This is a genomic window from Devosia epidermidihirudinis (assembly GCF_000971295.1).
GTDB classification, from domain to species: domain Bacteria; phylum Pseudomonadota; class Alphaproteobacteria; order Rhizobiales; family Devosiaceae; genus Devosia; species Devosia epidermidihirudinis.
Genome location: NZ_LANJ01000011.1, coordinates 24,753 through 48,778 on the forward strand (window position 1 = coordinate 24,753; position 24,026 = coordinate 48,778).

A 24,026-nucleotide genomic window follows, 5' to 3' on the forward strand; every position below is an offset into this window, starting at 1 on the left:
TGAAGGGGCCTTTGGGATTCGATCATTGAAGTCGCGGTACTCCCATTTCTTTGTACTGCTGGGCGCCATTCTGGCGTTCATGCCTATTTTTGCGGTCGATTACGCCCTCAACGCTTACGTTCGCGTGCGCGAAAAAGTCGTTATTCAACAGTCTGTTGATGCAATTTCCTCACAGATTGAAATCGGTGTATCGGACGCAATTCTGACGCTGCGGCGCATCCTTGCGGACAGCCCTTCGCTTTGTACTTCGACCTTTGTCGCAAACGTCCAGCGCGAGATCGAATCCAGTATCAATGTGAGACAGGTGCTCGTCGAGAACGCGGATGGCGTTCAATATTGCGACGCATTCGGTCGGAACGTTGCCTATTCGCCGATGTCGCAGAACCTGCCGATTGTCGGGTTTACCGAGACGCTGACAGTGGTGAAGCTGGGCGAGATGGACATGCCGGCGCTGAAGATCACCCAGGCGTTTGGGGAAACTCGGCGGGTGTCGGTTTTCATGCCGCTGCTGGGACAATCTGAGCGCGCGCTTGCCGGCAGCCTGCCGAGTTCATCGATGGTCCGGGTGGTGCTGGCGAATGGCGCTTCGCTGCTGACCATTGGTGATAGCACCTCCTTCGACAACCGCGGATCGAGCACCGAATTTCTGGCTGCTGTGAGCTTTGCCGGGGAAATGCCGATCAAGGTCGAGTCGGCTGTGCCCTTTGCCATGGCGCGGGCCGGATATGGCGACCTCGACACCGCCTTCACCATTGTGGCGAGCCTGTTTGGTGGTGGCTTCCTGATTTTCCTGCTGAATTTCGTACGGCGTTCGCGGGTGCCGGCATTCGATCTGGAACGCGCGATTTCACGCGGCGAGATCAAGCCGTACTACCAACCGGTGATCAACCTGCGCACGGGCGAGTTGACGGGCTGCGAAGTGCTGTGCCGCTGGGAGAAACGAAACGGGCAGGTGGTTTCGCCTGGCGCCTTCATCGACTATGCGGAAGTGACGGGCCTGGCCATTCCGATGACGCTGTCGTTGATGCAGCAGGTCAAATACGATCTGGGCGATCTGTGCCAGATGATGCCGGACCTCAAAATCTCCATCAATCTGTTCGAAGGGCACTTCCGCGACGCCAGCATCATCGATGACGTGACGGCGATTTTTGGCGGCTCCAAGATCAATCTGCGCCAGCTGGTGTTTGAGATTACCGAACGTCACCCGCTGGGAAATTCGGCTGTGGCGACAAGCGTTATCGCGGGTCTGCACGCGCTGGGTTGCAGGTTGGCGCTCGACGATGCGGGCACTGGTCACTCAAACCTCGCCTATATCGGCACGCTCGGCGTCGACATCATCAAGATCGACCGCATCTTCATCGATATGGTCAAGCCGGGCACGACTCAGGTTCCTGTGCTTGATGGGCTGATCACCATGGCGCGTGAACTGGATTGCGAGATCGTGGCGGAAGGCGTGGAAACGGAGGAGCAGGCGCTGTATCTTCGTTCGCGCGGCGTCATTCAGGCTCAGGGGTTCATTTTTGCACCAGCGCTGAAAGTGGCGGCATTCCGCGAACTGGCGACGGCACTGCACGCAACGCAAACACCCCGTCGCCGCATCGAACAGGTCGTGACCGGTGCCGCATAAGGTGCCATGGTCTTTAGTTGCAGAGTTGCACTGACATAAGCCCTTTTAATCGCTGAAATTTGGTGGCACGAACGCAGGCTTGCTGCCCTTGTTTGACCACAAGTTCAGGGGATGTGCAGGCGGGCCGTAAGGAGGGTTGCAAGTGTCGACTGATGTGAACGAACAGCGCAAAGCGCTACGGGAAGCTGCGCTACATTTTCACGAGTTCCCCAAGCCCGGCAAACTCGAAATTCAGGCGACCAAGCCATTGGGCAACCAGCGTGATCTGGCACTTGCCTATTCGCCCGGCGTCGCTGCGCCCTGCGAAGAAATCGCGGCTAATCCCGACTCGGTTGCGAAGTACACCTCTCGCCAGAACCTGGTTGCGGTGATCTCGAACGGCACGGCCGTTCTGGGGTTGGGCAATATCGGTGCACTTGCGTCCAAGCCGGTGATGGAAGGCAAGGCGGTTCTGTTCAAGAAGTTCGCCGGGATCGACGTGTTCGACCTGGAAATCGACGAGTTGGACCCCAAGAAATTCGTCGATGCCGTGGCGCCCCTGTGGCCGACCTTTGGTGGCATCAACCTTGAAGATATCCGCGCGCCCGATTGCTTTGAGATCGAAGAGGCGCTGCGCGAGCGGATGCCGATTCCAGTGTTCCACGACGACCAGCACGGCACGGCAATCATCGTCGGTGCAGCGGTGCTCAATGGGCTGGAGCTCAAGGGCAAGAAGATCGAGGACGTGAAGATCTGCGCATCCGGTGCGGGTGCAGCGGCGATTGCGTGCCTCAACGTGCTGGTGGCGCTTGGCGCCAAGCATGAGAACATCTGGGTGGCCGACAAGGACGGTCTGGTTACCCACAAGCGCAACGACGTGAACGACAAGTGGCGCGGCCAGTTCCGCCGCACCAGCGACGCGACGACGCTGGCGGAAGTCATCGAGGGCGCGGACATTTTCCTGGGCCTGTCGGCTGCAGGGGCACTCAAGCCCGAAATGCTGGCCAAGATGGCACCCAAGCCGCTGATTCTGGCGCTGGCTAACCCCAACCCTGAAATCACGCCTGAATTGGCCAAGGAGACCCGTCCAGACGCCATGGTGTGTACCGGGCGCTCGGACTACCCGAACCAGGTCAACAACGTTCTGTGCTTCCCGTTCATCTTCCGTGGAGCGCTCGACGTGGCCGCGACTACGATCAACGAAGAGATGAAGCTGGCAGCGGTGCGCGCCATTGCACGCCTGGCGCATGAACCCGGCCTGGAAAGCTCGCCATCGGGCGCGCCGGCTGTTTTCGGGGCTGACCACATCATTCCCAATCCCTTCGATCAGCGGCTGATTTTGCGCATTGCGCCGGCAGTGGCGCGGGCAGCGATGGAATCTGGCGTGGCCAAGAAGCCGATCACCGATTGGCCGGCCTATATGGATAGCCTTAACCGCTTCGTGTTCCGCTCGGGCCTCGTGATGAAGCCAATCATCGATCGGGCGCAGGGCCAGAACAAGCGCATCGCCTTTGCGGACGGCGAAGATGAACGCGTGCTGCGCGCAACGCAGGTTCTGCTGGAAGAACGTATCGCCAAGGCGATCCTTATCGGGCGTCCATCGGTGATCGAATCGCGCATTGAGCGCTTTGGTCTGAGCCTGCGGCCGGGCATCGACTTCGAGGTGGTGAACCCCGAGGACGATCCACGCTACCGCGACTATGTGAGCCTGTTCCACTCGCTGGTGGGCCGCGATGGCGTGACGCCGGATACGGCGCGGCAGGTGGTGCGTACCAATACGACGGTGATTGGTGCGCTGGCTGTGAAGCGCGGTGAGGCGGACGCGCTGATCTGCGGGTTGCAGGGGCGCTTCATCAAGCACGTCCGAGACATCCGCTCGGTCATCGGGCTGCAGGAGGGCGTGACCGATGTGTCGGCGCTCTCGATGCTGATCATGCCGCGCGGTGCGTTTTTCCTGGCTGACACCTATGTCAATCCGGACCCGACTGCCGAAGAGATCGTGGAAATTGCGCTGCAGGCACGGAGCCACCTCAAGCGCTTCAATATTGAAGCCAAGGTGGCGCTGCTGAGCTATTCGAACTTCGGTTCGCGCGATGGCGAGAGCGCCTACAAAATGCGCGAGGCCTATAACAAGCTGAAGGTGATCGCGCCCGAGCTGATCGTTGAAGGTGAAATGCAGGGCGATCTGGCGCTGAACCAAGGCCTGCGCGAGCGCTATATCCCAGACAGCGTGCTGGGCGGCGAAGCCAACCTGCTGATCTTCCCAAATCTGGACGCGGCAAACCTGTCGATGACACTGCTCAAGGAAATGAACAACGCCCTGTCGGTTGGTCCAATCCTGATGGGGCCACGTTCGCCTGCGCATATTCTGGCGCCGTCGACGACCAGCCGCGGAATCGTCAACATGGCTGCGATTGCGGCCAATGAATCGATTGGTTCGGAAGCATGATCCGGCACAGTGTGATCTTCACTCTCAAGCACGCGGCTGGCTCCGACGAGGAGCTGGCTTTCCTGCGAGACGCCAAGATTTTGGCCGATATTCCGGGCGTGGAGAAGTTCGAGCAGCTGCGGCAGGTAAGCGCGAAGAACGACTACGCGTTCGGCTTCTCGATGGAGTTTGCCGATCAGGACGCTTACGCGGCCTACGACGCGCATCCCTATCACGTCTCGTTTGTGCGGGATCGCTGGGTGCCGGAAGTCGAGCGGTTTCTCGAGATCGATTATGTGCTGATTTAGGCGATCGTAATGGCGCTGAGATTTGCGGTCCCCGGAGTTGATCCGGGGACCGTTTTCGTTTGGTGCCTAGAACGCGTCGATGACGAGGGCTTCGACGATGGTTCCGGCGGGTTGGCCGGGGTCGTGTTCGGGCTGCACAATGAGCATGTCGGCGCGGGACATGGACGAGGTGTGGCCGCTGTCGGTCTGAGAGATCGGCAGCAGGGCGAGGCCCGTGGGCGTATGATGCAGGTGCGCGCGCATGAAGTGGCGGCGGGCGGTGTTTTCAGGCGTGGCGGCGGCCAGGGGCAGATGCCAGACGGCATGATCGGTGTACCCAACCCATTGGCGTAAGGCGGGCTTGATGAAGATGATGGCGGTGACCATCGCCGAAACCGGATTGCCGGGCAAGCCGAAGATCAGCGTCTTGCCGCGCGTGCCGAACATGAGCGGTTTGCCGGGGCGCATATTGATGCGCCAGAAATCGAGCGTCACGCCCAGCTCAAGAAGGATCTCCTGAACAATATCATGGTCACCGACACTGGCGCCGCCGGTGGTGATGACGATGTCTGGTTCGTCGGCGAAGATGGCCTCAAGCTTGGCGCGCAGTTCGGCGCGGTCGTCGCGGGCAATGCCGTGATCGGTGACTGTTTCGGCATAGGGCGCGAGGAGCGGCTTGAGGCCGAAGCTGTTGGAGGCGACGATCTGGTCGGGGCCAAGGGCGTCGCCGGGCAGAACGAGTTCATCGCCGGTGGCAAGCAGTGCGATCCGAGGGCGCTTCGCGACGTCGAGGGTGGAGGCGTTGGCAGCGGCGGCGACGGAGAGCTGCATGGGCGAGAGGCGCTGGCCCGCGTCGACAAGGCTTTGGCCCTTGGCGAAGTCATTGCCGAGCGGACGCACACTGTGGCCCTTGCGAGGATGGCTGGTGAAGGACACGGCGCCGTCATGCACCTTGGCTTCTTCCTGCATGATCACGGTGTCGGCGCCGGCCGGGACGGGCGCGCCGGTGAAGATGCGGACGGCTTCTCCAGCGGTCATGGTGCCGGTGAAGCCAGCACCGGCCTGCGAGACGCCGACGATGGTGAGGCTATGGCCGGGGATGATGTCCTCGGCGCGGACGGCGTAGCCATCCATGGCACTGGCGTCGAAGGGTGGCTGGTTGTGCGTCGCCACGATCGGATGCAGAAGTACGCGGCCGACGGCGTCGGTCAGCGGGACCGTTTCGGCTGTGGGGGCGGGAACGCGGCGGAGAATGGCGGCGATGGCGTCTTCGACCGGGAGCAGGCTCATTTTTCTGACAAACTTGGGCGGGTGAAATCGCCGGATTTGCCGCCGGACTTTTCGAGGACGCAGATATCGGTGATGGTCATGGCGCGGTCGATGGCCTTGGCCATGTCATAGAGCGTCAGCGCCGTGGCGGAAGCGGCGACAAGCGCTTCCATCTCGACGCCGGTCTGGCCGGTCGTTTGCGCTGTGGCGTGGATCAAGATGGTAGTCTCGCCGTCTGCCTCGATGTCGACGCTCACCTTAGTCAGCGGAATCGGGTGGCAGAGGGGGATGAGGTCGGAGGTCTTTTTGGCGGCCATGATGCCCGCTACGCGGGCGACGGCGAGCGCGTCACCTTTTTTGAGGGCGCCGCCCATGATGGCCGTCACCGTCGCGGGCAGCGCGTTGATGCGGGCCTGGGCGACGGCGCGGCGCTGGGTCACGGCTTTATCGCCGATATCAACGATGTGGGCCTCGCCCTTGGCATTGAGGTGGGTGAGGCCGCCTGTCATCACCGGGCCGCCTGAGGAGCACCCATCAGCAGGGCGCGGGTGGCCGCAGTGACGTCTTCCTGACGCATCAGGCTTTCACCGACGAGGAAGGTGCCAATGCCAGCGGCTGTGTCGAGGCGGAGCACATCTTCGTGGCTGTTGATGCCGCTTTCGCTGACCAGCAGCGTGCCTGCGGGCAGACCGACTGCCAAGTTGATCGAGGTGTCGAGCGTGGTCTCGAAGGTGCGCAGATTGCGGTTGTTGATGCCGATGAAGGAGGCATCGAGCGCCAGGGCGCGGTCGAGTTCGAGCTGGTCGTGCACTTCCACCAGTGCGTCCATGCCCCATTCGGCAGCAGCGTCGAGCAGATAGCGAGCGACTTCGTCGTCAACGGCGGCCAGGATCACGAGAATGCAGTCGGCGCCCCAGGAGCGGGCTTCGGCAACCTGATAGGTTTCGAACAGGAAATCCTTGCGGAGCACGGGCAGCTGGGTAGCGGCACGGGCCTCGATTAGATAGCTCGGCGAGCCCTGAAAGCTGGGGCGATCGGTGAGCACGGAGAGGCAGGCCGCGCCAGCTGCTTCGTAGGCGCGGGCGATTTCTGCCGGGTTGAAGTCAGCGCGGATCAGGCCCTTGGAGGGGCTGGCCTTTTTCACCTCGGCGATGAGGGCGTACTCGTCCTTGGCGCGCTTGGCCTTGATGGCGTTGATGAAGCCACGCGGCGCGGGCTGATCATGTGCCTCTGCCACCACTTCGGCCCAAGGGCGCGAGGTCTTGGCGGCGGCGATTTCTTCGCGCTTATAGGCTTCGATCTGCTTGAGAATGTCGGTCATGCGTCGCGTCCGTTCGATACCGCTACGAGGCGGGCGAGAGTGTCTTTGGCTTTGCCGCTATCAATAGCGTCGGCGGCCATGGCGATACCGTCTTCGATGGTGGCGACCTTGTCGGCCACGAGCAGCGCCGCGCCAGCATTGAGCAGCACAGTGTCGCGATAAGCGCCGGGGGCGCCATCGAAGAGAGCGTTGATTGCGGCCGCGTTTTCAGCGGGTTCGCCGCCCAGCAGATCCTTGGGATCGGTCAGCTTAAGACCGATCTTTTCAGGGTGAAGCTCAAAGCTGCGCAGATCGCCGCCAGCAATCTGGGCCACGAAATTGGGGCCCGAGGTGGAGAGCTCGTCGAGGCCCTCGCTGGAATGGACGACCCAAGCCTTGATGGCGCGGTTGGCGAGCAGCGCCGCTGCGACAGGCTCAACCCATTGCTCGGAATAAACGCCGAGCAGGTAGCGGCGAACGCCAGCCGGGTTTGACTGGGGACCGAGCAGGTTGAAGAGGGTGCGCACGCCCATTTCGGCGCGGGCAGGGCCCACATGGCGCATTGCAGGGTGGTGCGACGGCGCGAACATGAAGCCAATACCGGCCTCGGCAATGGTGTGGCCGATTTCGTCGGGTGTGAGGTCGAGCTTGACGCCGAGGGCTTCGAGGGCCTGTGACGAGCCGGAGCGCGAGGACAGGGCCTTGTTGCCATGCTTGGCGACGGGCACGCCTGCGGCAGCGACGACGAGCGCTGTGGCGGTCGAGATATTGAGGCTGCCGACGCCGTCTCCGCCGGTGCCGACGATGTCGATGGCGTTTTCCGGCGCGGTGACCGGCACCATCTGCTCGCGCAGGATGGAGACGGCGGCGGCGATCTCGCCAACGGTTTCGCCCTTGATGCGCATACCCATAAGGAACGCGCCAATCTGGGCCTGGGTGGCGTCGCCAGCCATGATGATGCGCATGACCGAGCGCATCTCTTCGCCGGTCAGATCCTTGCCATCAGCGATTTTGTTGAGTGCCTGCTTGAGATCCATCACGCGGCTCGCTTCTGGTTGAAGTCGCGGGCAATGGTGAGGAAGTTCTGCAGTAGGGCATGGCCGTTTTCCGAGGCAATGCTCTCGGGGTGGAACTGGACGCCATGGAGCGGCAGCGTCTTGTGCTGCATGCCCATGATGAGGCCATCTTCGGTGGTGGCGGTCACTTCCAGTGTGTCGGGCAGGGTCTCCTGCTTGACGATCAGGGAGTGATAGCGCGTCGCCTCGAAGTCGTTGTTGAGGCCGCGGAAAAGGCCCTTGCCCGTGTGATGGATCGCGCTGGTCTTGCCGTGGACCAGATGGGGTGCGCGGATGACATCGCCGCCCATGGCCTGGCCGATGGCCTGATGGCCCAGGCACACGCCCAGAATGGGCAGATCGGCCTTAAAGCGCTCGATCAGCGCGAGGCAGATGCCGGCTTCATTGGGGGTGCAGGGGCCGGGAGAGAGCACCACGGCTTCAGCGCCAAAGGCGGCCACTTCGTCGAGCGTGATCTTGTCGTTGCGTACGACGGTGATGTCGGCGCCGAGTTCGCCCAGAAAGTGGACGAGATTGTAAGTAAAGCTGTCGTAGTTATCGATGACGAGGGTACGTGTCATTTGACTGGTTCCGGCTCAGGAGTTGTTTGAAACTTCGGAGTCATTCCGCGGGAGCGGACTTGTCGTTCAGAACCAGCTCCGCCATCGATGGGCTTCAGTAGACCTCATCCTGAGCTTGTCGAAGGACGAGGTCGTGGCGAGATCTGCATACCCGACCTCGTGGTTCGACAGGCTCACCATGAGGTCTTCCAAAGTTTCGCTCATTGCCCGATCCTTGCTTCGCCAGCGTAGCGTAGCGCTTCCTCGGCGGCGCTGAAAAGGGCGCGGGCCTTGTTTTCACATTCGAGCTGTTCTAGCTCGGGCTGGCTGTCGGCCACGATGCCGGCGCCAGACTGCACGTAGAGCTTGCCGTCCTTGACGATGCCGGTGCGCAGCACGATGCAGGTGTCCATGGTGCCGTCAGCGCCAAAGTAACCCACGCAGCCGCCATAGATGCCGCGGCGCGAGCTTTCGAGCTCGTCGATGATCTCCATGGCGCGCACCTTGGGTGCGCCCGACACGGTGCCAGCCGGGAAGCCGGCAGAGAGCGCGTCAACGAAGTCATATTTCGGGTCCAGCACGCCCACCACGTTGGAAACGATGTGCATGACGTGGGAATAGTATTCGAGGAAGAACTTGTCGGTGACCTTGACCGTGCCAGTCTTGGCGACGCGACCGACGTCGTTGCGACCGAGATCGAGCAGCATCAGGTGTTCGGCCAGTTCCTTTGGGTCGGCCAGCAGTTCGGCGGCCAGTTCCTGATCGCGGGTCGGCGTGGCGCCGCGCTTGCGGGTGCCGGCGATGGGACGAATGGTGACTTCGCCATTCTGCACCTTGACCAGAATTTCCGGGCTCGATCCGGCGACGGAGAAGCCGGAGAAATCGAGGAAATACATATAGGGCGAGGGATTGGTGCGGCGCAGGGCGCGGTAGAGCGCTGTGGCGGGCAGATTGAAGTCCGCCTCGAAACGCTGGCTCAGCACGACCTGGAAGATATCCCCGGCAGTGATGTAGTCCTTGGCCTTGGCGACCATGGCGAAATAGTCGTCGCGGCTGGTGTTGCTGGTGACCTCGACGGATTCGAGATCGGCCTCAGCGGGCGTGGTCGGCAGGGCGCGGCCAAGGCGGGCAATGGCGTCGTCGATGCGGGATTCTGCAGCTTCATAGGCCTGACGGGCCGAGATGCCTTCGCGAACATAGACTGGCGCGGTGAGGTAAAGCTCGTCCTTGAGGGTGTCGAAGATGGCCAGTAGCGACGGCCGCATGAGCATGGCTTCGGGCGTCTGCAAATGGTCTGGATTGCTGTTTGGCAGCACTTCCATGTAGCGGACCATTTCATAGCCGAGATAGCCATAGACGCCAGCGGACTGCGGCGGCAGGCCGGGCGCAACCTCGATCTTGCTGTCGGCGACCAGCTTGCGCAGGGCGTCGAGCGGCAGATCGGGCAGGGGCTCGAAACTGGTCTCATCCAACTGTGCGCTGCGATTGATGGCAGCTGAACCGGCTTCGACCTTGAGGATCACATCAGGCTGGGTGCCGATGATGGAGTAGCGACCTCGCACAGACGCATCCTGCACGGATTCGAGCAGGAAGGTGTTTTTGCGGCCCTCGGCGAGCTTGAGATAGGTGCCGATAGGCGTTTCGAGGTCGGCCACGATGCGACGCCAGACAATCTGCGACTTCCCGGCATTGTATTGCTCCTGGAAGTGCTGAAAGAAGTCGTCGCCCATTGGTCTTGTGTCCAGTTTTAGGGGGGCCGGCCAGTGACTACTGGCCGGAGAGTGAAAGTGTCTGCTCGAGAGCCTGCTGGTTGACGCGCAAGCCAGCTTCGTTGCTGACAGCGGTGACAAAGTCACCATAGATGCCAACACGGGCTTCATTTTCAAGGCTGGTCCGGGCCTGGCCTTCGAGATCGCCTTCGGCAGGGATCACGTCGACAACCTTGAAGACGACATGCTCGCCATCCTGGCTGACGGCGGAACCGGCATGGCCTTCGCCGCCAGCAAAGACCGAGGAGGCCACTGTGCCGTCAATGCTGCCATCGGCTGCACCAAAGCGGGTGAAGGGCGTGCTGAGCTGCGGGAAGACGTTGTAGGAGGCAGCCACGTCGCCAACAGCCTCGCCCGCTTCGATCCGCTTGGCGGCGTCTGCCGCTGCAGCGAGAAGGGCGGTTTGGGTGCGCTCGTTGGTGAGGGCGCTGGCAACTTCGTCGCGGACTTCGTCCAGCGTTTCGTCGCGAGCAGCATCAACGGTCTTGAGGTCAAACCACACATTGCCGCTACCGGCGATCTGGGTCGCTGGCGTCAGGCCGCCGACCTCGGACTTGAAAATCGCCTGGCTGAGGCGCGAACGATCTTCTGGGGTAAGGTTTGGCAGAACGTTGAGTTCGGTGCCGCCAGCGGTGACGTTTGCGTCGTAGATATTGAGGCCAAAGCGCTCGGCGATCTCGCTGAGAGGGCGGAACGCTGCGCGGAGTTCTTCAACCTGGTCGAGAACATTGGCGATATCGTTGCGCGCTGCGGTCAGAGCCAGGCTCTGGGCAATGTCGGCCTTGGCTTCTTCGAGCGTTGGCGCGCCGCCAGCTTCGATTGCCGAGACGTGGACTGCACGCTTGCCGGTGGCGCCGTCGATGACGACGAAGCCGTCGTTTGCAACGCCGAAGGCGGCCGTCGCGAGGGCCGAGTCATTGATTTCGGCCTGGGACAGCGTGCCCAGTGGAGTCGGCGTCAGGCCAGCTTCGCTGACGAGCGTTGCAAAGGTCTTGCCATTGGTGAGGCCCATATCGAACCACTTCACCTGCTGCTCGGTGGCGAGAACGACCTGCTCGATGGTGCGGCGTTCTGGGCGAACCAGGCTATCCTTGGTGCGATCGTATTCTGCAGCAATCTCTGCGTCCGTCACCGTCTTGGTGGCGGCGAGAGCGGCCGGGGTCAGCTCGAGCATCTGAACGGTGCGGGTTTCGACGGTACGGAACTGCGACTGATGTTCGGTTAGATAGGCGGCCAGCTCATCTTCGGTTGGCTCGGCTGGGGTTTCGATATTGGTGTCGCCCAGCACGAAATAATCAACGGTGCGGGTGTCCGCGACATAACGGTTGATCAAGGTTGAGGCGGCATTGGGCAGCTGAACGTCGGCGAACAGCGACAGAACCAACTGCTGGCGGCGGGCAACATTGCCCTGCATTTCAAAATATTCGGCTTCGGTGAGGCCACTGCGCTGCAGGACCAGCTTGAAGCTGGATGGATCGAATGTGCCCAAGGTGCCCCAGAACGAGGAATCCTTACGCAGCATGTCGCTCAATTTCGCGTCGGACACGCCAAGGCCGAAATTGTTTGCCATCTGGGTGAGGCCCGCTTCCTGCGCAAGGTTCTGCAGAACCATGGAGGGAATGCCCAGGCTCATGGCCTGCTCGGCAGTTGGGATGCTGCCCAATTGTGGCGCCAACTGATTGAGCTGGTTCTGATAAGCGCGAATGAATTGCCGCGAGGTAATTTCCTGATCACCGACGCGAGCCACCGTGTTGGTGCCCAAATCAGCGATGACGTTGTTGATGCCGAAGCCAGCAACACCCACCAAAAGGAACGCACCCATGACCTTGCCGGGCCAGGATTTTGCAAAACCACGCAAACTATCGAGCATTTCAGACGTTCCGTTCAGCAAGCTAGGCTTTACCGCGCAGGCGGGCTGGCACTAGTAATCCATTTTGACAGCCGGGGTTAGGGCAAACCAACCCGCGGTGCAAGAGGCAGGAGAGCAAACAGTGACGACGACAATCACGCCGCTTATCGCAGGCAACTGGAAAATGAACGGCTTGCGGTCTTCGCTGGACGAGTTGCAATCGCTCGCAACACTGATGACAACTGGCGAGGCACCGCGTGCTCTCGTTGTTATTTGTCCGCCCGCAACACTCCTCGCAGCCGTTGCTCTACAAGGCGCCAGCGCCGGGATTCAGGCCGGTGGCCAGGACTGCCACGCCGAAGCGTCAGGCGCTTATACCGGGGATATTTCGGCCGGAATGCTGGCGGATGCCGGTGCGCAGTTCGTTATTGTCGGTCACTCCGAGCGCCGCGCGACCCACGCGGAAACTGACGCCGATGTGCGCGCAAAGGCTGAAGCGGCTATCGGGGCAGGGCTCAAGCCAATCATCTGCGTTGGGGAAACCGAGGCCGAGCGCGACGCCGGCAATGCGCAGTCAGTTGTGGAAAGCCAGCTGGCGGGATCGATTCCCGACGCGGCGGAACACCACGAAGTGATTATTGCCTATGAGCCGATCTGGGCGATTGGCACCGGTCGCACACCGACCAATGACGACATTGCGCAAATGCATGCCGCAATCCGCGCCAAGCTGGTTGAACGCTTTGGTGATGTCGGTCAGGGCATGCGGGTTCTTTATGGTGGGTCGCTGAAGCCACAGAATGCGCGCGAAATTCTGGCGATTGATAACGTCAATGGCGGCCTGGTGGGCGGCGCAAGCCTCTTGGCAAAGGACTTTGCGACTATTATCTCCGCTGTATAAGCGACATGAACGCTAGGGGACGGGCTTGAAATTGAGCCCGGCCTCTGGCCTTTACTGCGCGGGGCGTGTAAGACGCGCCATCTTTGAACACCACCTGAGACTGAGACACGATGGCGAACGTCCTGATTGTTGCCTATCTGCTGATCGTCCTGGCGCTGATTGCAGTTATCCTGCTGCAGCGCTCTGAGGGCGGCGCACTGGGCATTGGCGGCAGCGGTGGCGGCTTCATGACCGCACGCGGCTCGGCAAACCTGCTGACCCGTACGACTGCGATTCTGGCGACGCTGTTTTTCGCAACGGCTATTGGCCTGACGATTCTCAGCGAGTTTGATCGTGGCAGCTCGAGCATTCTTGAGCAGGCAGCTCAGACTCAGGACGGCGCGGCTCCGACCAGCGTGCTCGATGCGCTCAATTCGCTGCAGCCAGCAAATTCCGATCTTCCAGTTCCTGCGCCTGCGACCAACGCTGCACCAGCTGCTTCCACCGAAGCCGCCCCAGCAGCAACGCCAGACGCTACTCTGGCGGTGCCCGAGGCGCCTGCAGAAACACCGGTCGCTCCAGCGACCAACTAACCGCCGCAAGGCGAACGACAGAAGGGGATGGCAACATCCCCTTCTTCTTTTTGTGTAGAGCTTCGCGAGGGCTCTACGAATCGACGCTGATGTGATTAAGGTGAACGCCCATGGCTCGGTACGTATTCATCACCGGAGGCGTGGTCTCCTCATTGGGTAAAGGTCTTGCATCAGCAGCGCTCGGCGCTGTTCTGCAAGCACGCGGCTACAAAGTCCGCCTGAGGAAGCTCGACCCCTATCTCAACATTGATCCCGGCACGATGTCGCCGACGCAGCACGGCGAGGTCTTCGTGACCGACGACGGCGCGGAGACCGACCTTGATCTGGGTCACTATGAACGCTTCACTGGCCGTGCGGCCAATAAGCGCGACAACATCACATCGGGTCGGATATATTCGAACCTGCTGGCCAAGGAACGCCGTGGCGAATTTTTGGGCGCCACCGTGCAGGTCATTCCGCACGTGACGGATTCGATCAAAGACTTCGTGCTGGAAGGCAATGAAGACTTCGATTTCGTGCTGGTGGAAATCGGCGGCACTGTTGGCGACATCGAAGGTCTGCCGTTCTTCGAGGCGATCCGCCAGCTGGGCAATGATCTGCCCCGCGGCCATGCCTGCTATCTGCACCTGACGCTGATGCCCTATATTCCATCGGCCGGCGAGCTCAAGACCAAGCCGACGCAGCACTCCGTCAAGGAATTGCGCTCGATTGGTATTGCTCCAGATGTGCTGCTGGTGCGCTGCGATCGTCCGATCCCTGAAGGCGAAAAGAAGAAGCTCAGCCTGTTCTGTAACGTGCGTGAAAGCGCCGTTATTCAGGGCCTCGATGTTTCCTCGATCTATGACGTGCCGCTGGCCTACCACAAGGAAGGCCTCGACCGTGAGATTCTGGCTTCGTTCGGTATTACCGATGCGCCAGAGCCCGATCTGACGGCCTGGACAGACGTGTCCAAGCGTCTGCACAACCCTGAAGGTGAAGTGAATATTGCCATCGTCGGCAAGTACACCGGTCTCAAGGACGCCTATAAGTCGCTGAGCGAAGCGCTGGCCCATGGCGGCATTGCCAACAAGGTCAAGGTGAACCTGCAGTGGATCGACTCGGAAGTGTTCGAGCGCGACGACCCGGCACCGTATCTTGAGCATGTGCATGGCATTCTGGTGCCGGGCGGCTTTGGTGAGCGCGGTTCGGCTGGCAAGATTGAAGCAGCTCGATTTGCCCGCGTGAAGGACGTGCCGTATTTCGGCATTTGCTTTGGCATGCAGATGGCCTGCGTTGAAGCAGCGCGGAACACCGCCGGCATCAAGAACGCCTCGTCGACCGAATTCGGGCCGACCAAGGAGCCAGTGGTCGGCATGATGACCGAGTGGGTCAAGGGCAACGAAACCGAGACCCGCGCCAATGAAGGCGATCTTGGTGGCACGCTGCGCCTGGGCGCTTATCCAGCACAGCTGACCCGTGGCTCACGCGTTGCCGACATCTATGGCAGCACAAAGATTTCCGAGCGCCATCGTCACCGCTATGAGGTGAACATGGATTACCGCAAGGTGCTGGAAAAGAACGGCCTGCTGTTCTCCGGCGTGTCGCCAGATGGCAAGCTGCCCGAGATCGTCGAGCGCACGGACCACCCATGGTTCATCGGCGTGCAGTTCCATCCCGAGCTGAAATCCAAGCCGTTCGAACCGCATCCGCTGTTCACAAGCTTTATTTCGGCTGCGATCGATCAGAGCCGTCTGGTCTGATTTAGATCAGGACGCGAATTCAGGGGCCATTCCGAGAATGTCGGGATGGCCCTTCTGTTTTGGTGAGCAACATTTTCTGATAAATGTGACTGCGACGGATGAGAGAGTGACCATGGCCGAGATCATCAACCTCAAGAATGCTCGCAAGCAGAAGGCGCGTGCTGAGAAGGACGTTCAGGCGGCGCAGAACCGTGTGTTGTTTGGACGAACGAAGGCGGAGAAGCAGTTGCAGGCCGCCGAAAAGGCACGTGACGAAAAAGCCATAGACGGACACAAACGCGAAGATTGAAGTCAGATGTGAACGGTTGCAGGGTTGTCGCGAACCGTACTGTACGGTACGGCAGTCCAATCGTTGACCGACGACGCGGCATTCTAGGGGTGGAGGCGTGTCCCGGTGACACCCATTTGACCTTCATCCCGGATATTCAATGACCACCGCTACTGTCAGCCATCCGGTGCCCGCTTCAGGCAATTCGGCTCGCCGCATTCTTGCCGCGAGCATGATCGGCACCACCATCGAGTTTTTCGACTTTTACATTTACGCCACGGCCGCGGTTATCGTGTTCCCGCATCTATTTTTCCCGGCGGGTGACGAGACTTCGGCTCTGCTGCAGTCGCTGGCGACATTTGCCATCGCGTTCTTTGCCCGTCCGATCGGAGCTGCCTTTTTCGGCCATTTTGGTGACCGTATTGGCCGCAAGGCGACGCTGGTTGCCGCGCTGCTCACCATGGGCATTTCGACAGTCCTGATCGGCGTGTTGCCGACCTTTGAGCAGATCGGCGTCTTGGCGCCGTTGTTGCTGGCGCTGTGCCGTCTGGGGCAGGGGCTTGGTCTAGGCGGCGAGTGGGGCGGCGCCGTGTTGCTGGCCACTGAGAACGCGCCTGAGGGCAAGCGTGCCTGGTATGGCATGTTCCCGCAGCTGGGCGCGCCGGTGGGCTTCTTTTTCGCCACCACGATCTTCCTCGTACTGGCCCATTTCATGGGTGATGAAGCCTTCATGTCATGGGGCTGGCGCATTCCGTTCCTTGCCAGCGCGCTGTTGGTGATCTTCGGCCTCTTCATCCGCCTCAAGATCAGCGAAACGCCGGAATTCGCCAAGGCAGTCGAAAAGGCCGAACGCGTCGAGGTGCCGTTCGTCACCGTGTTCAAAGACCACAAGATCAGCCTGTTGCTCGGCACCATGGCCGCACTGGCGACCTTCGTGCTGTTCTACATCATGACTGTCTTCTCGTTGAGCTGGGGCACTGGCGCACTGAAATACTCGCGCGAGGAATTCCTCATCCTGCAGATGGTCGGCGTGTGCTTCTTCGGCCTGTTCATCCCGGTGTCGGCTGTGCTGGCAGACAAGTTCGGTATGCGTCGTGTGATGGTGGGTGTGTCCATCAGCATCGCCATTTTCGGCCTGCTGCTGGGACCGCTGTTCGACTCGGGCAATGTGGCGGGTGTGCTGGGCTTCCTGTGCATCGGCTTTGCGCTGATGGGGATGACCTACGGCCCGCTCGGAACCGCGCTCGCCGCGCCATTCCCAACAGCAGTGCGTTACACCGGCGCGTCGCTGACGTTCAACCTGGGCGGCATTTTCGGGGCATCGCTGGCGCCATACGTGGCAACCTGGCTGGCGACGACCTATGGCCTGCACACTGTGGGCTACTACATGATCCTGGCGGCAGTGATTACGCTGCTCGCGTTTGGCTTGATCCGGCAGACGTCGGAATAGGGGCGGCCTCACCCGCGATGTCATCCCGGCCTTGCACCGGGATCTCGAGATGGACCCCGGGTCGAGCCCGGGGTGACACGGTGGGTGCGGTACAGCTCTTCGACTAGGAAATTACCAGTCGACCTGGCAGACGGTGTCGGGGCTGCCGAATTGCATGCTTTCGGGCGTGTACTGGAAGATCTCGAGCTTTACGCCGTCGGGATCGGCAGTCCACGACTGCCAGGTGTTGTCAGCGCCGAGCTTTTTGTCGGTGGCGCTGATGCCCTGCGCGCGCAGGTGGGCGATCAGGCCATCGATGTCTTCGGTCTCAAAGCAGAAATGGTTGATCTGGTTGGTCTCGTCGTAGCGTGCGCTGTCCTTGCTGAAGACCTCAACGAAGGTGCGGCCACCCAGGCTGAGGTAGAAGCCGATCTTTTCCTCGCCGCGCTTGAAGATGAACGCAGTGTCGAAGCCGAAACCCTCGCGATAGAAGGCTTCCGACTTTTCGAGGTCACGCGAAAAAATGCAGACATGCGCGAGTTGCTTGATGAATGGCTTAGGCATGGTTCCTCCAGCGAATCTGTGTTCGTTGGGCTCAGTCTGAGGGCAAAAGGCCGTGTTTGGCGCTGAAAATCGGCGTTGATAGCGATTTTTTCGGCGCGCCCCTTTTCCTTGTCACAAGGCGCGTCTAGGAGTGGCGCTGAAACTGACGTAACCCATCTGGGAAGGGCACATTCTATGTCTTCTATCATCCACGTTTCCGGCCGGCAGATCTATGACAGCCGTGGCAATCCCACGGTGGAAGTCGACGTGGTGCTGGACGATGGCAGCTTCGGCCGCGCCGCCGTTCCCTCGGGTGCCTCGACTGGCGCGCATGAAGCTGTAGAGCTGCGCGACGGCGGGCCAAAGTATTCCGGCAAGGGCGTGCTGCAGGCTGTCGAGAACGTCAACACGGCGATCTTTGAAGAAATCCAGGGCATGGACGCGCTCGATCAGCTCGGCGTTGACCAGGCCATGATCGAACTCGATGGCACCCACAACAAGGGCCGTCTCGGCGCCAACGCTATTCTCGGCGTGTCGCTGGCCGTGGCCAAGGCCGCTGCTGAATCGAGCGAGCTGCCATTCTACCGCTATATCGGCGGTCCAAACGCCCACGTTCTGCCCGTGCCGATGATGAACATCATCAATGGCGGCGAGCATGCCGACAATCCAATCGACATGCAGGAATTCATGATCCTGCCCGTCGGCGCGGAAAACCTTGCTGATGCCGTGCGCATCGGTTCGGAGATCTTCCACACCCTGAAAAAGGGTCTGTCGGCTGAAGGCCACAACACCAATGTTGGCGACGAAGGCGGCTTTGCGCCAAACCTCGGTTCGGCAGACGAAGCCCTCGGCTTCATCATGCGCTCGATCGAGAAGGCCGGCTACCGCCCGGGCGAGGACGTGTTCCTCGGCCTCGATTGCGCATCGACCGAATACTACAAGAACGGCCGCTACGAGATGGTCGGCGAAGGCAAGTCGCTGTCGTCGGACGACAATGTGCGCTTCCTCGAAGACCTCGCAGCCCGCTTCCCGATCATCACCATCGAAGATGGTATGGCTGAAGACGACTGGGAAGGCTGGAAGGCCCTGACCGACGCCATCGGCAAGAAGGTGCAGCTGGTCGGTGACGATCTGTTCGTGACCAACACCGAGCGCCTCGTTTCCGGCATCAAGATGGGCGTCGCCAACTCGATCCTCGTCAAGGTGAACCAGATCGGTTCGCTCAGCGAAACACTGAACGCCGTCGATACCGCGCACCGCGCCGGTTACACTTCGGTGATGTCGCACCGCTCGGGCGAGACCGAAGACACCACGATTGCCGACCTCGCCGTGGCGCTCAACTGCGGCCAGATCAAAACCGGCTCGCTGTCGCGTTCGGACCGTATCGCGAAGTACAACCAGCTGATCCGCATCGAAGAGCAGCTGGGCTCGTCGGCCAAGTATGCCGGCTACTCGGTGGTCAAGGGCCGCTAAGGAATATGGAAATGCGGGCCCTCGTCACTGACAGATATGGCCCGCCCCACACAATGCGGTTGGAGCAATTGCCCCAGCCGCAACCCGGTCTCGGCGAAGTGCTGGTGCGTATCCATGCCACCTCCGTCAATTCCTGGGATTGGGACCGCCTCGTAGGCCGTCCCCTCGGTCGCATCAGCGATCCATTCCGTCCACCCCATCGCATTCTTGGCGGCGACATTGCCGGCATTGTTGCAGCGGTCGGAGATGGCGTGGCTCATCTCAAAGTCGGTGACGCCGTGTTCGGCGATCTTACCAGCGCCAACTGGGGCGGCTTTGCAGACTACGTTTGCGCGCCCGCCAGTGCTTTGGCGATCAAGCCCGAAGGTCTGAGTTTTCACGCTGCCGCCGCTCTGCCACAGGCAGGGCTCCTGGCCATGCAGGCTGTTCGTCTGCGCACGGGGCTTGCTTCGGGGGAACGTGTCCTGGTCTGTGGTGCTGGGGGTGGCGCAGGCATCATAGCGCTGCAACTGGCGCGCCATGCAGGAGCCCAAGTCACGGCGGTCGATCGCGGCCACAAGGGCGACAGACTACGCGAGCTTGGCGCATCCCATTTCATCGACTATCGCCAACAGAATTTCACCCGGACGGGCCAGCGATACGACCTGATCATCGACATGGTCGGCAGCCAGTCGGTCTTTGGATATCGTAGGGCGCTGGAAAAGGGCGGTAATCTTGTCCTGGTGGGCGGCAGCTTTGGCCGCATCGTTCAGGTCGTTGCCCTCGGCCACCGGCTGGGACGGGAACAGTCCCAGCGCATGGAACTGCTGATCTACAAGCCCAGCGTGGATGATCTCGACCAGCTTGCCGCCCTGACACTCTCGGGCGTCATTACGCCAGTCATCGACAGCGTCTTCACTCTGGAGCAGGGCCCAGACGCTATGCGGCGCATCGGTAGTGGTGACCACATCGGCAAGATCATCATTGATATGGGCGCATAGGTGGGTAAGCGCCACCTCTCCGGGCTTGGCCCGAGGCCTATCCTTACGGAGATGAGGTAAGGGAAGAGCCCTCGGGTCAAGCCCGAGGGTGACGCGTTGTGGCTGCGTAGCTTACTGGAATGCCGTTTCGGCGAAGCTGCGGAGTTTGCGGGAATGGAGGCGTTCGGCGGGCTGGTCGCGCAGGATCTCCATGGCGCGAAGGCCTATCTGAAGGTGTCGGTTGACCTGGGTGCGGTAGAAGTCCGAGGCCATGCCGGGGAGTTTGAGCTCACCGTGCAGGGGCTTGTCGGAGACGCAGAGCAGGGTGCCGTAGGCGACGCGGAAGCGGAAGCCGTTGGCGGCAATAGTGGCTGACTCCATGTCGAGAGCGACGGCACGCGACTGGCTAAGACGCTGGGTGATCTCGGCCTGATCGCGCAGTTCCCAGTTGCGGTTGTCGAAGGTGGCAACCGTGCCGGTACGCATGATCTTCTTGGTTTCAACGCCTTCGGTCTGGGTGATCTCTTCTACGGCTTGTTCGAGCGCGACCTGCACTTCGGCGAGCGCGGGGATTGGCACGGAGACAGGGAGATCGGCGTCGAGCACGTGATCTTCGCGGACATAGGCGTGGGCCAGCACGAAGTCGCCCAGTTCCTGAGAATTGCGTAGGCCTGCGCAGTGGCCGAGCATGATCCAGGCATGAGGACGCAGCACAGCGATATGGTCGGTGATGGTTTTGGCGTTGGATGGGCCGACGCCGATATTGACCATGGTGATGCCACGGCCGCGATCAGCCTTGAGGTGGTAGGCGGGCATCTGTGGTGCGCGAACCGGCGATGTTCCGGCTACTGTACCGCCGCGCAAGGCGTTGTCGGTAACGACGTTGCCGGGCTCGACAAAGCTCTCATAGTGGCCATGGCCGGAGCTCATATACTCCTTGGCGACGCGGCAGAACTCGTCGATGTAGAATGCGTAATTGGTGAAAATCACGAAATTCTGGAAGTGGCTGGCGTCGGTGCCGGTGTAGTGGCTGAGCCGGAACAGCGAATAGTCGACGCGCGGCGCGGTGAACGCCGAAAGCGGGTATGGCCCGCCCTTGGGTGGCACGAAGGTGCCATTGGCGATCTCGTCGTCGGTATTGGCGAGATCAGGCGCGTCGAACACATCGCGCAGCGGGATATTGAGAGCGTTCAGCGCTTCACCATCGATGCGCTCATTGGCCTGCACGGCGAAATGCAGCGGGATTGGCGTGTCGGACTCGCCGATATCGATGGTGCCGCCATGGTTTTTGAGGATGACGGCGAACTGCTCCTGAAAATAGGTGCGGAACAGATCGGGCGCGGTCACCGTGGTGCGGTAAAGGCCGGGGGTGTGCAGATAGCCATAGGGCAGGGTGCTCTCGCCTTTGCCGAAGCTGGTGGAGCGGACTTCAACCTGGGGATAGCAGGCGCGCACGCGCCCCTCTGGAACAATGCCCTTGGCCAGTTGGCTAAGGTGACCCCGAATGAAGCTGGTATTGCGGTGATAGATATCGGCCAGATGTGCCCAGGCCTTTTCCGGATCGGTGAAGGACTGCGTATCGAGGCGGGGTGGGCTGATCGTGGTCATATCTATCTTTCAAATCGTGTGCTCCGGATTGAGCGCACCAGCTTGCGGAATCGCGCCGCTCTTGCGGCAGAGTGTACCCGTTTCAAATGACAGCTTCTGGGCATCCCAGCAACTGCACGGGGTCACGGGCGGTTGGGGTCACATCGGTGTGATTGGGACTTTTCTCGCCGCAATTGCTCCCCATCTTGATAGTCAGTTCACTGGAATGGCAAGCGACCCATGCAGCCGGTGAGCGAGGAGTGACTGTTGGCCGCTTGTCCCCCAAGCCCTCAACAGTGCGGCAGGCAGGCATTCCCCAGGGCTGCGGTGACAGAAATGTCCCGCAGTCCTTTATGTTTCTGGGTAGGTGGCGCGCAGCGTGGCGACAGAGTTGCGCGCTAGCTGTTCCAGCACGGACATGTCGATGTCGCTGAGGCGCTTAACATAGAGGCAGCCCTTGCCCATGCGGTGTTTGCCGAGCTTTGCCAGCAGTGCGTCCCGCTGCTCTGTCTCCTCGGGAGAATAGGTGCCCATCAGATAGATGCTGAACTCGGTTTTGCGCTGCGCAAAGCCAACCAGAAACGCATCACCGTCATGACCAGACGCGTAACGATAATGGTACCGGTCAAAGCCGATCATGGTGCCCCACAGGACTGGCGGCGCGCCGGTTATGGTCTCCATCATGGTGATCAGCGCGAGGCTGTCGGCCCGTTTTGCCGCGTCCTCGATCTGGGCGATGAACTGGGCAACGTCACCCGTATTCGGCCTGGTTTTCTGTTCCGACATGGCTGCCCTCCGCGCGCGTTGCTGCCAAAAGCGTAGACGAATGGCCCATGGTTTTCTATTGCTGCGCGGCGCGCTGCGCCTGGTTCAACATTTGGAGGTTCCCATGACTGCAAAGATCATCGACGGCAAGAGTTTTGCCGAGGGTCTGCGGGGCCGGATTGCCGGCCATGTGGAGCGCCTCAAGACTGAACATGGCATCACTCCGGGCCTCGCCGTGGTGATTGTCGGGCATGATCCGGCCAGCCAGGTCTATGTGAGCAACAAGGCCAAGCAGACCGCAGAAGTGGGCATGGCTTCGTTCAAGTATGAATTGCCGGAGGATGTGAGCGAGGCCGAGCTGCTTGAGCTGGTGCGTCGCCTCAATGAAGACGATCAGGTGCATGGCATTCTGGTGCAGCTGCCAGTGCCCAAGCAGATCAATGCGGACAAGGTCATCGAGGCTATAGTGCCGTCCAAGGACGTCGACTGCTTTACGCCGGCCAATGTCGGCAAGCTGACGATTGGCCTGCCGGGGCCGGTGTCGTGTACGCCACTTGGCAGCCTGATGCTGCTGCGGGATCAGCTGGGCTCGCTTGAGGGGCTGAACGCGGTGATCGTTGGCCGCTCCAATCTGGTGGGGAAGCCGATGGCGCAGCTGCTGTTGCGCGATAATGCGACGGTGACGGTGGCGCATTCGCGGACCAAGAACCTCGCCGATGTGGTGCGTGGCGCTGATATCGTGATCGCGGCGGTTGGCCGTCCCGAGATGATTAGAGGTGACTGGATCAAGCCGGGTGCAACGGTGATCGACGTGGGTATCAATCGCGTGCCGGCGCCGGAAAAGGGCGAGGGTAAGACGCGGCTGGTGGGCGATGTGGCGTTTGCCGAGGCCGTTGAGGTTGCAGGGGCGATCACGCCGGTTCCGGGTGGTGTCGGCCCGATGACCATTGCGTGCCTGCTGGCCAACACCATCACCACGGCGTCGCTGATCAACGGCCTCGTGCCACCGAGCGATCTGACGGCATGAGTGTTGACGCCCATGATCCGGGCGGCAAGGTCCGCCTGGCGCTGATGCCAGGCGTCAAGGGTGACGCTCAGTTCAGCGCCGATGGCCGCTATCGCCAGTTGATGCGGCGCTGGACGGGAGACGTTTTCCCCGAGCGCTATGTGTTGTTCATTGGCATGAACCCGAGCACGGCCGATGCGAGGGTGAACGATCCGACTTGTGCCCGGGAATGGGCCTTTACGCAGCGTGAGGGCTATTCGGCCATGGTGAAGGGCAATGTCGGCGACTATCGCGCGACCAATCCCAAGGCATTGCTGGAACCTGGTGTGGTGGCGGTGTCGGACGAAAACCTGCCCGCGATGCGCGCGGCGGCGGCTGGGGCTGCGTTGGTGATCGTGTGCCATGGCAAGCTCAACAAGGCACTGGCGCCCGCTGGCAAAGCGCTGGTGGAGGTGTTGCGGGCCGATGGCGTCGAGATGTGGTGCTTTGGCACCAACGGGGATGGCTCACCCAAGCATCCGCTGTATCTGCGCGGGGATTCGCCGCTGGTGCAGTTCGGGTAAACATCTTTCATGCACTGCGCTGCCCTCGGACTTGATCCGAGGGCCATTGACCGCTTGTGCCGTGCTGAGAGTGGCCCTCGGATCAAGTCCGAGGGCAGCGA

General features: G+C 61.1%; 22 protein-coding genes. 12 read left to right on the plus strand and 10 right to left on the minus strand.

What is annotated here, in order from left to right:
- Positions 1-25: 25 nt before the first annotated feature.
- The 3 genes from WH87_RS18760 to WH87_RS03150 all read left to right on the plus strand — a co-directional run bounded on the left by WH87_RS18760 (position 26) and on the right by WH87_RS03150 (position 4,342).
- Positions 26-1,627, plus strand: coding sequence for an EAL domain-containing protein (locus WH87_RS18760; RefSeq protein WP_052726342.1), 1,602 nt, complete (start codon positions 26-28; stop codon positions 1,625-1,627).
- Positions 1,628-1,769: 142 nt separating this feature from the next.
- On the plus strand, positions 1,770-4,055 hold the full coding sequence (locus WH87_RS03145; RefSeq protein WP_046138684.1) for an NADP-dependent malic enzyme: 2,286 nt from the start codon (positions 1,770-1,772) through the stop codon (positions 4,053-4,055).
- Positions 4,052-4,342, plus strand: a complete 291-nt coding sequence (locus tag WH87_RS03150) for a Dabb family protein (RefSeq protein WP_046138531.1) — start codon at positions 4,052-4,054, stop codon at positions 4,340-4,342. Before WH87_RS03145 ends, WH87_RS03150 begins: the two co-directional genes overlap by 4 nt.
- Positions 4,343-4,408: 66 nt before the next feature.
- Here the strand turns inward: WH87_RS03150 and WH87_RS03155 are convergent, their stop codons facing one another.
- The 7 genes from WH87_RS03155 to WH87_RS03185 all read right to left on the minus strand — a co-directional run bounded on the left by WH87_RS03155 (position 4,409) and on the right by WH87_RS03185 (position 12,144).
- A complete protein-coding gene (locus WH87_RS03155; protein WP_046138530.1) occupies positions 4,409-5,611 on the minus strand; it encodes a molybdopterin molybdotransferase MoeA in 1,203 nt (400 codons plus the stop codon).
- Positions 5,608-6,099, minus strand: coding sequence for a cyclic pyranopterin monophosphate synthase MoaC (moaC, locus tag WH87_RS03160; protein ID WP_046138529.1), 492 nt, complete (start codon positions 6,097-6,099; stop codon positions 5,608-5,610). The genes WH87_RS03155 and moaC overlap by 4 nt, the downstream gene beginning before the upstream one ends.
- Positions 6,099-6,911 carry an indole-3-glycerol phosphate synthase TrpC gene (trpC, locus tag WH87_RS03165; protein WP_046138528.1) on the minus strand — a complete coding sequence of 271 codons (813 nt, stop codon included), beginning with the start codon at positions 6,909-6,911 and terminating at the stop codon, positions 6,099-6,101. The genes moaC and trpC overlap by 1 nt, the downstream gene beginning before the upstream one ends.
- Positions 6,908-7,930 carry an anthranilate phosphoribosyltransferase gene (gene trpD / locus WH87_RS03170; RefSeq protein WP_046138527.1) on the minus strand — a complete coding sequence of 341 codons (1,023 nt, stop codon included), beginning with the start codon at positions 7,928-7,930 and terminating at the stop codon, positions 6,908-6,910. Before trpD ends, trpC begins: the two co-directional genes overlap by 4 nt.
- Entirely contained in the window at positions 7,927-8,526 is a 600-nt protein-coding gene (locus WH87_RS03175; RefSeq protein ID WP_046138526.1) for an anthranilate synthase component II, read from the minus strand. The genes trpD and WH87_RS03175 overlap by 4 nt, the downstream gene beginning before the upstream one ends.
- A 200-nt stretch (positions 8,527-8,726) precedes the next feature.
- Entirely contained in the window at positions 8,727-10,235 is a 1,509-nt protein-coding gene (trpE, locus tag WH87_RS03180; protein ID WP_046138525.1) for an anthranilate synthase component I, read from the minus strand.
- A gap of 37 nt (positions 10,236-10,272) precedes the next feature.
- The gene (locus tag WH87_RS03185; protein WP_046138524.1) at positions 10,273-12,144 is read right to left on the minus strand and encodes a peptidylprolyl isomerase; all 1,872 of its coding nucleotides are present in this window, start codon (positions 12,142-12,144) and stop codon (positions 10,273-10,275) included.
- Between the two features lie 121 nt (positions 12,145-12,265).
- Here WH87_RS03185 and tpiA point away from each other — a divergent pair, with 121 nt between their 5' ends.
- The 5 genes from tpiA (at position 12,266) to WH87_RS03210 (ending at position 17,050) form a co-directional block, all read left to right on the plus strand.
- Complete coding sequence (tpiA, locus tag WH87_RS03190; protein ID WP_082092529.1) at positions 12,266-13,021, plus strand: triose-phosphate isomerase; 756 nt, start codon at positions 12,266-12,268, stop codon at positions 13,019-13,021.
- A 110-nt stretch (positions 13,022-13,131) separates the two neighbouring features.
- Positions 13,132-13,593: a preprotein translocase subunit SecG gene (gene secG / locus WH87_RS03195; protein ID WP_046138522.1), complete on the plus strand. Its 462-nt coding sequence runs from the start codon at positions 13,132-13,134 to the stop codon at positions 13,591-13,593.
- A 110-nt stretch (positions 13,594-13,703) separates the two neighbouring features.
- Positions 13,704-15,332 carry a CTP synthase gene (locus tag WH87_RS03200; RefSeq protein ID WP_046138521.1) on the plus strand — a complete coding sequence of 543 codons (1,629 nt, stop codon included), beginning with the start codon at positions 13,704-13,706 and terminating at the stop codon, positions 15,330-15,332.
- 112 nt (positions 15,333-15,444) lie between these two features.
- The gene (locus WH87_RS03205; RefSeq protein ID WP_082092530.1) at positions 15,445-15,621 is read left to right on the plus strand and encodes a DUF4169 family protein; all 177 of its coding nucleotides are present in this window, start codon (positions 15,445-15,447) and stop codon (positions 15,619-15,621) included.
- A 139-nt stretch (positions 15,622-15,760) separates the two neighbouring features.
- Positions 15,761-17,050 (plus strand): MFS transporter, encoded by a 1,290-nt coding sequence (locus tag WH87_RS03210; protein ID WP_046138519.1) that lies wholly within the window; start codon positions 15,761-15,763, stop codon positions 17,048-17,050.
- A 111-nt stretch (positions 17,051-17,161) separates the two neighbouring features.
- Here WH87_RS03210 and WH87_RS03215 read toward each other — a convergent pair whose 3' ends face one another.
- Positions 17,162-17,593, minus strand: a complete 432-nt coding sequence (locus tag WH87_RS03215) for a VOC family protein (RefSeq protein WP_046138518.1) — start codon at positions 17,591-17,593, stop codon at positions 17,162-17,164.
- Between the two features lie 174 nt (positions 17,594-17,767).
- Here WH87_RS03215 and eno point away from each other — a divergent pair, with 174 nt between their 5' ends.
- Both eno and WH87_RS03225 read left to right on the plus strand, forming a co-directional pair.
- A complete protein-coding gene (gene eno, locus WH87_RS03220) occupies positions 17,768-19,045 on the plus strand; it encodes a phosphopyruvate hydratase (protein ID WP_046138517.1) in 1,278 nt (425 codons plus the stop codon).
- Positions 19,046-19,056: 11 nt separating this feature from the next.
- Entirely contained in the window at positions 19,057-20,025 is a 969-nt protein-coding gene (locus WH87_RS03225) for an NAD(P)-dependent alcohol dehydrogenase (RefSeq protein WP_046138683.1), read from the plus strand.
- 111 nt (positions 20,026-20,136) lie between these two features.
- Here WH87_RS03225 and WH87_RS03230 read toward each other — a convergent pair whose 3' ends face one another.
- Positions 20,137-21,612, minus strand: coding sequence for an AMP nucleosidase (locus WH87_RS03230; protein WP_046138516.1), 1,476 nt, complete (start codon positions 21,610-21,612; stop codon positions 20,137-20,139).
- A gap of 330 nt (positions 21,613-21,942) precedes the next feature.
- On the minus strand, positions 21,943-22,377 hold the full coding sequence (locus tag WH87_RS03235; protein ID WP_046138515.1) for a DUF1801 domain-containing protein: 435 nt from the start codon (positions 22,375-22,377) through the stop codon (positions 21,943-21,945).
- Positions 22,378-22,480: 103 nt separating this feature from the next.
- Between WH87_RS03235 and folD the strand changes: the two genes are divergently transcribed.
- A complete protein-coding gene (folD, locus tag WH87_RS03240; protein ID WP_046138682.1) occupies positions 22,481-23,383 on the plus strand; it encodes a bifunctional methylenetetrahydrofolate dehydrogenase/methenyltetrahydrofolate cyclohydrolase FolD in 903 nt (300 codons plus the stop codon).
- Positions 23,380-23,925: a DUF1643 domain-containing protein gene (locus tag WH87_RS03245; protein ID WP_046138514.1), complete on the plus strand. Its 546-nt coding sequence runs from the start codon at positions 23,380-23,382 to the stop codon at positions 23,923-23,925. The genes folD and WH87_RS03245 overlap by 4 nt, the downstream gene beginning before the upstream one ends.
- Positions 23,926-24,026 lie beyond the last annotated feature (101 nt).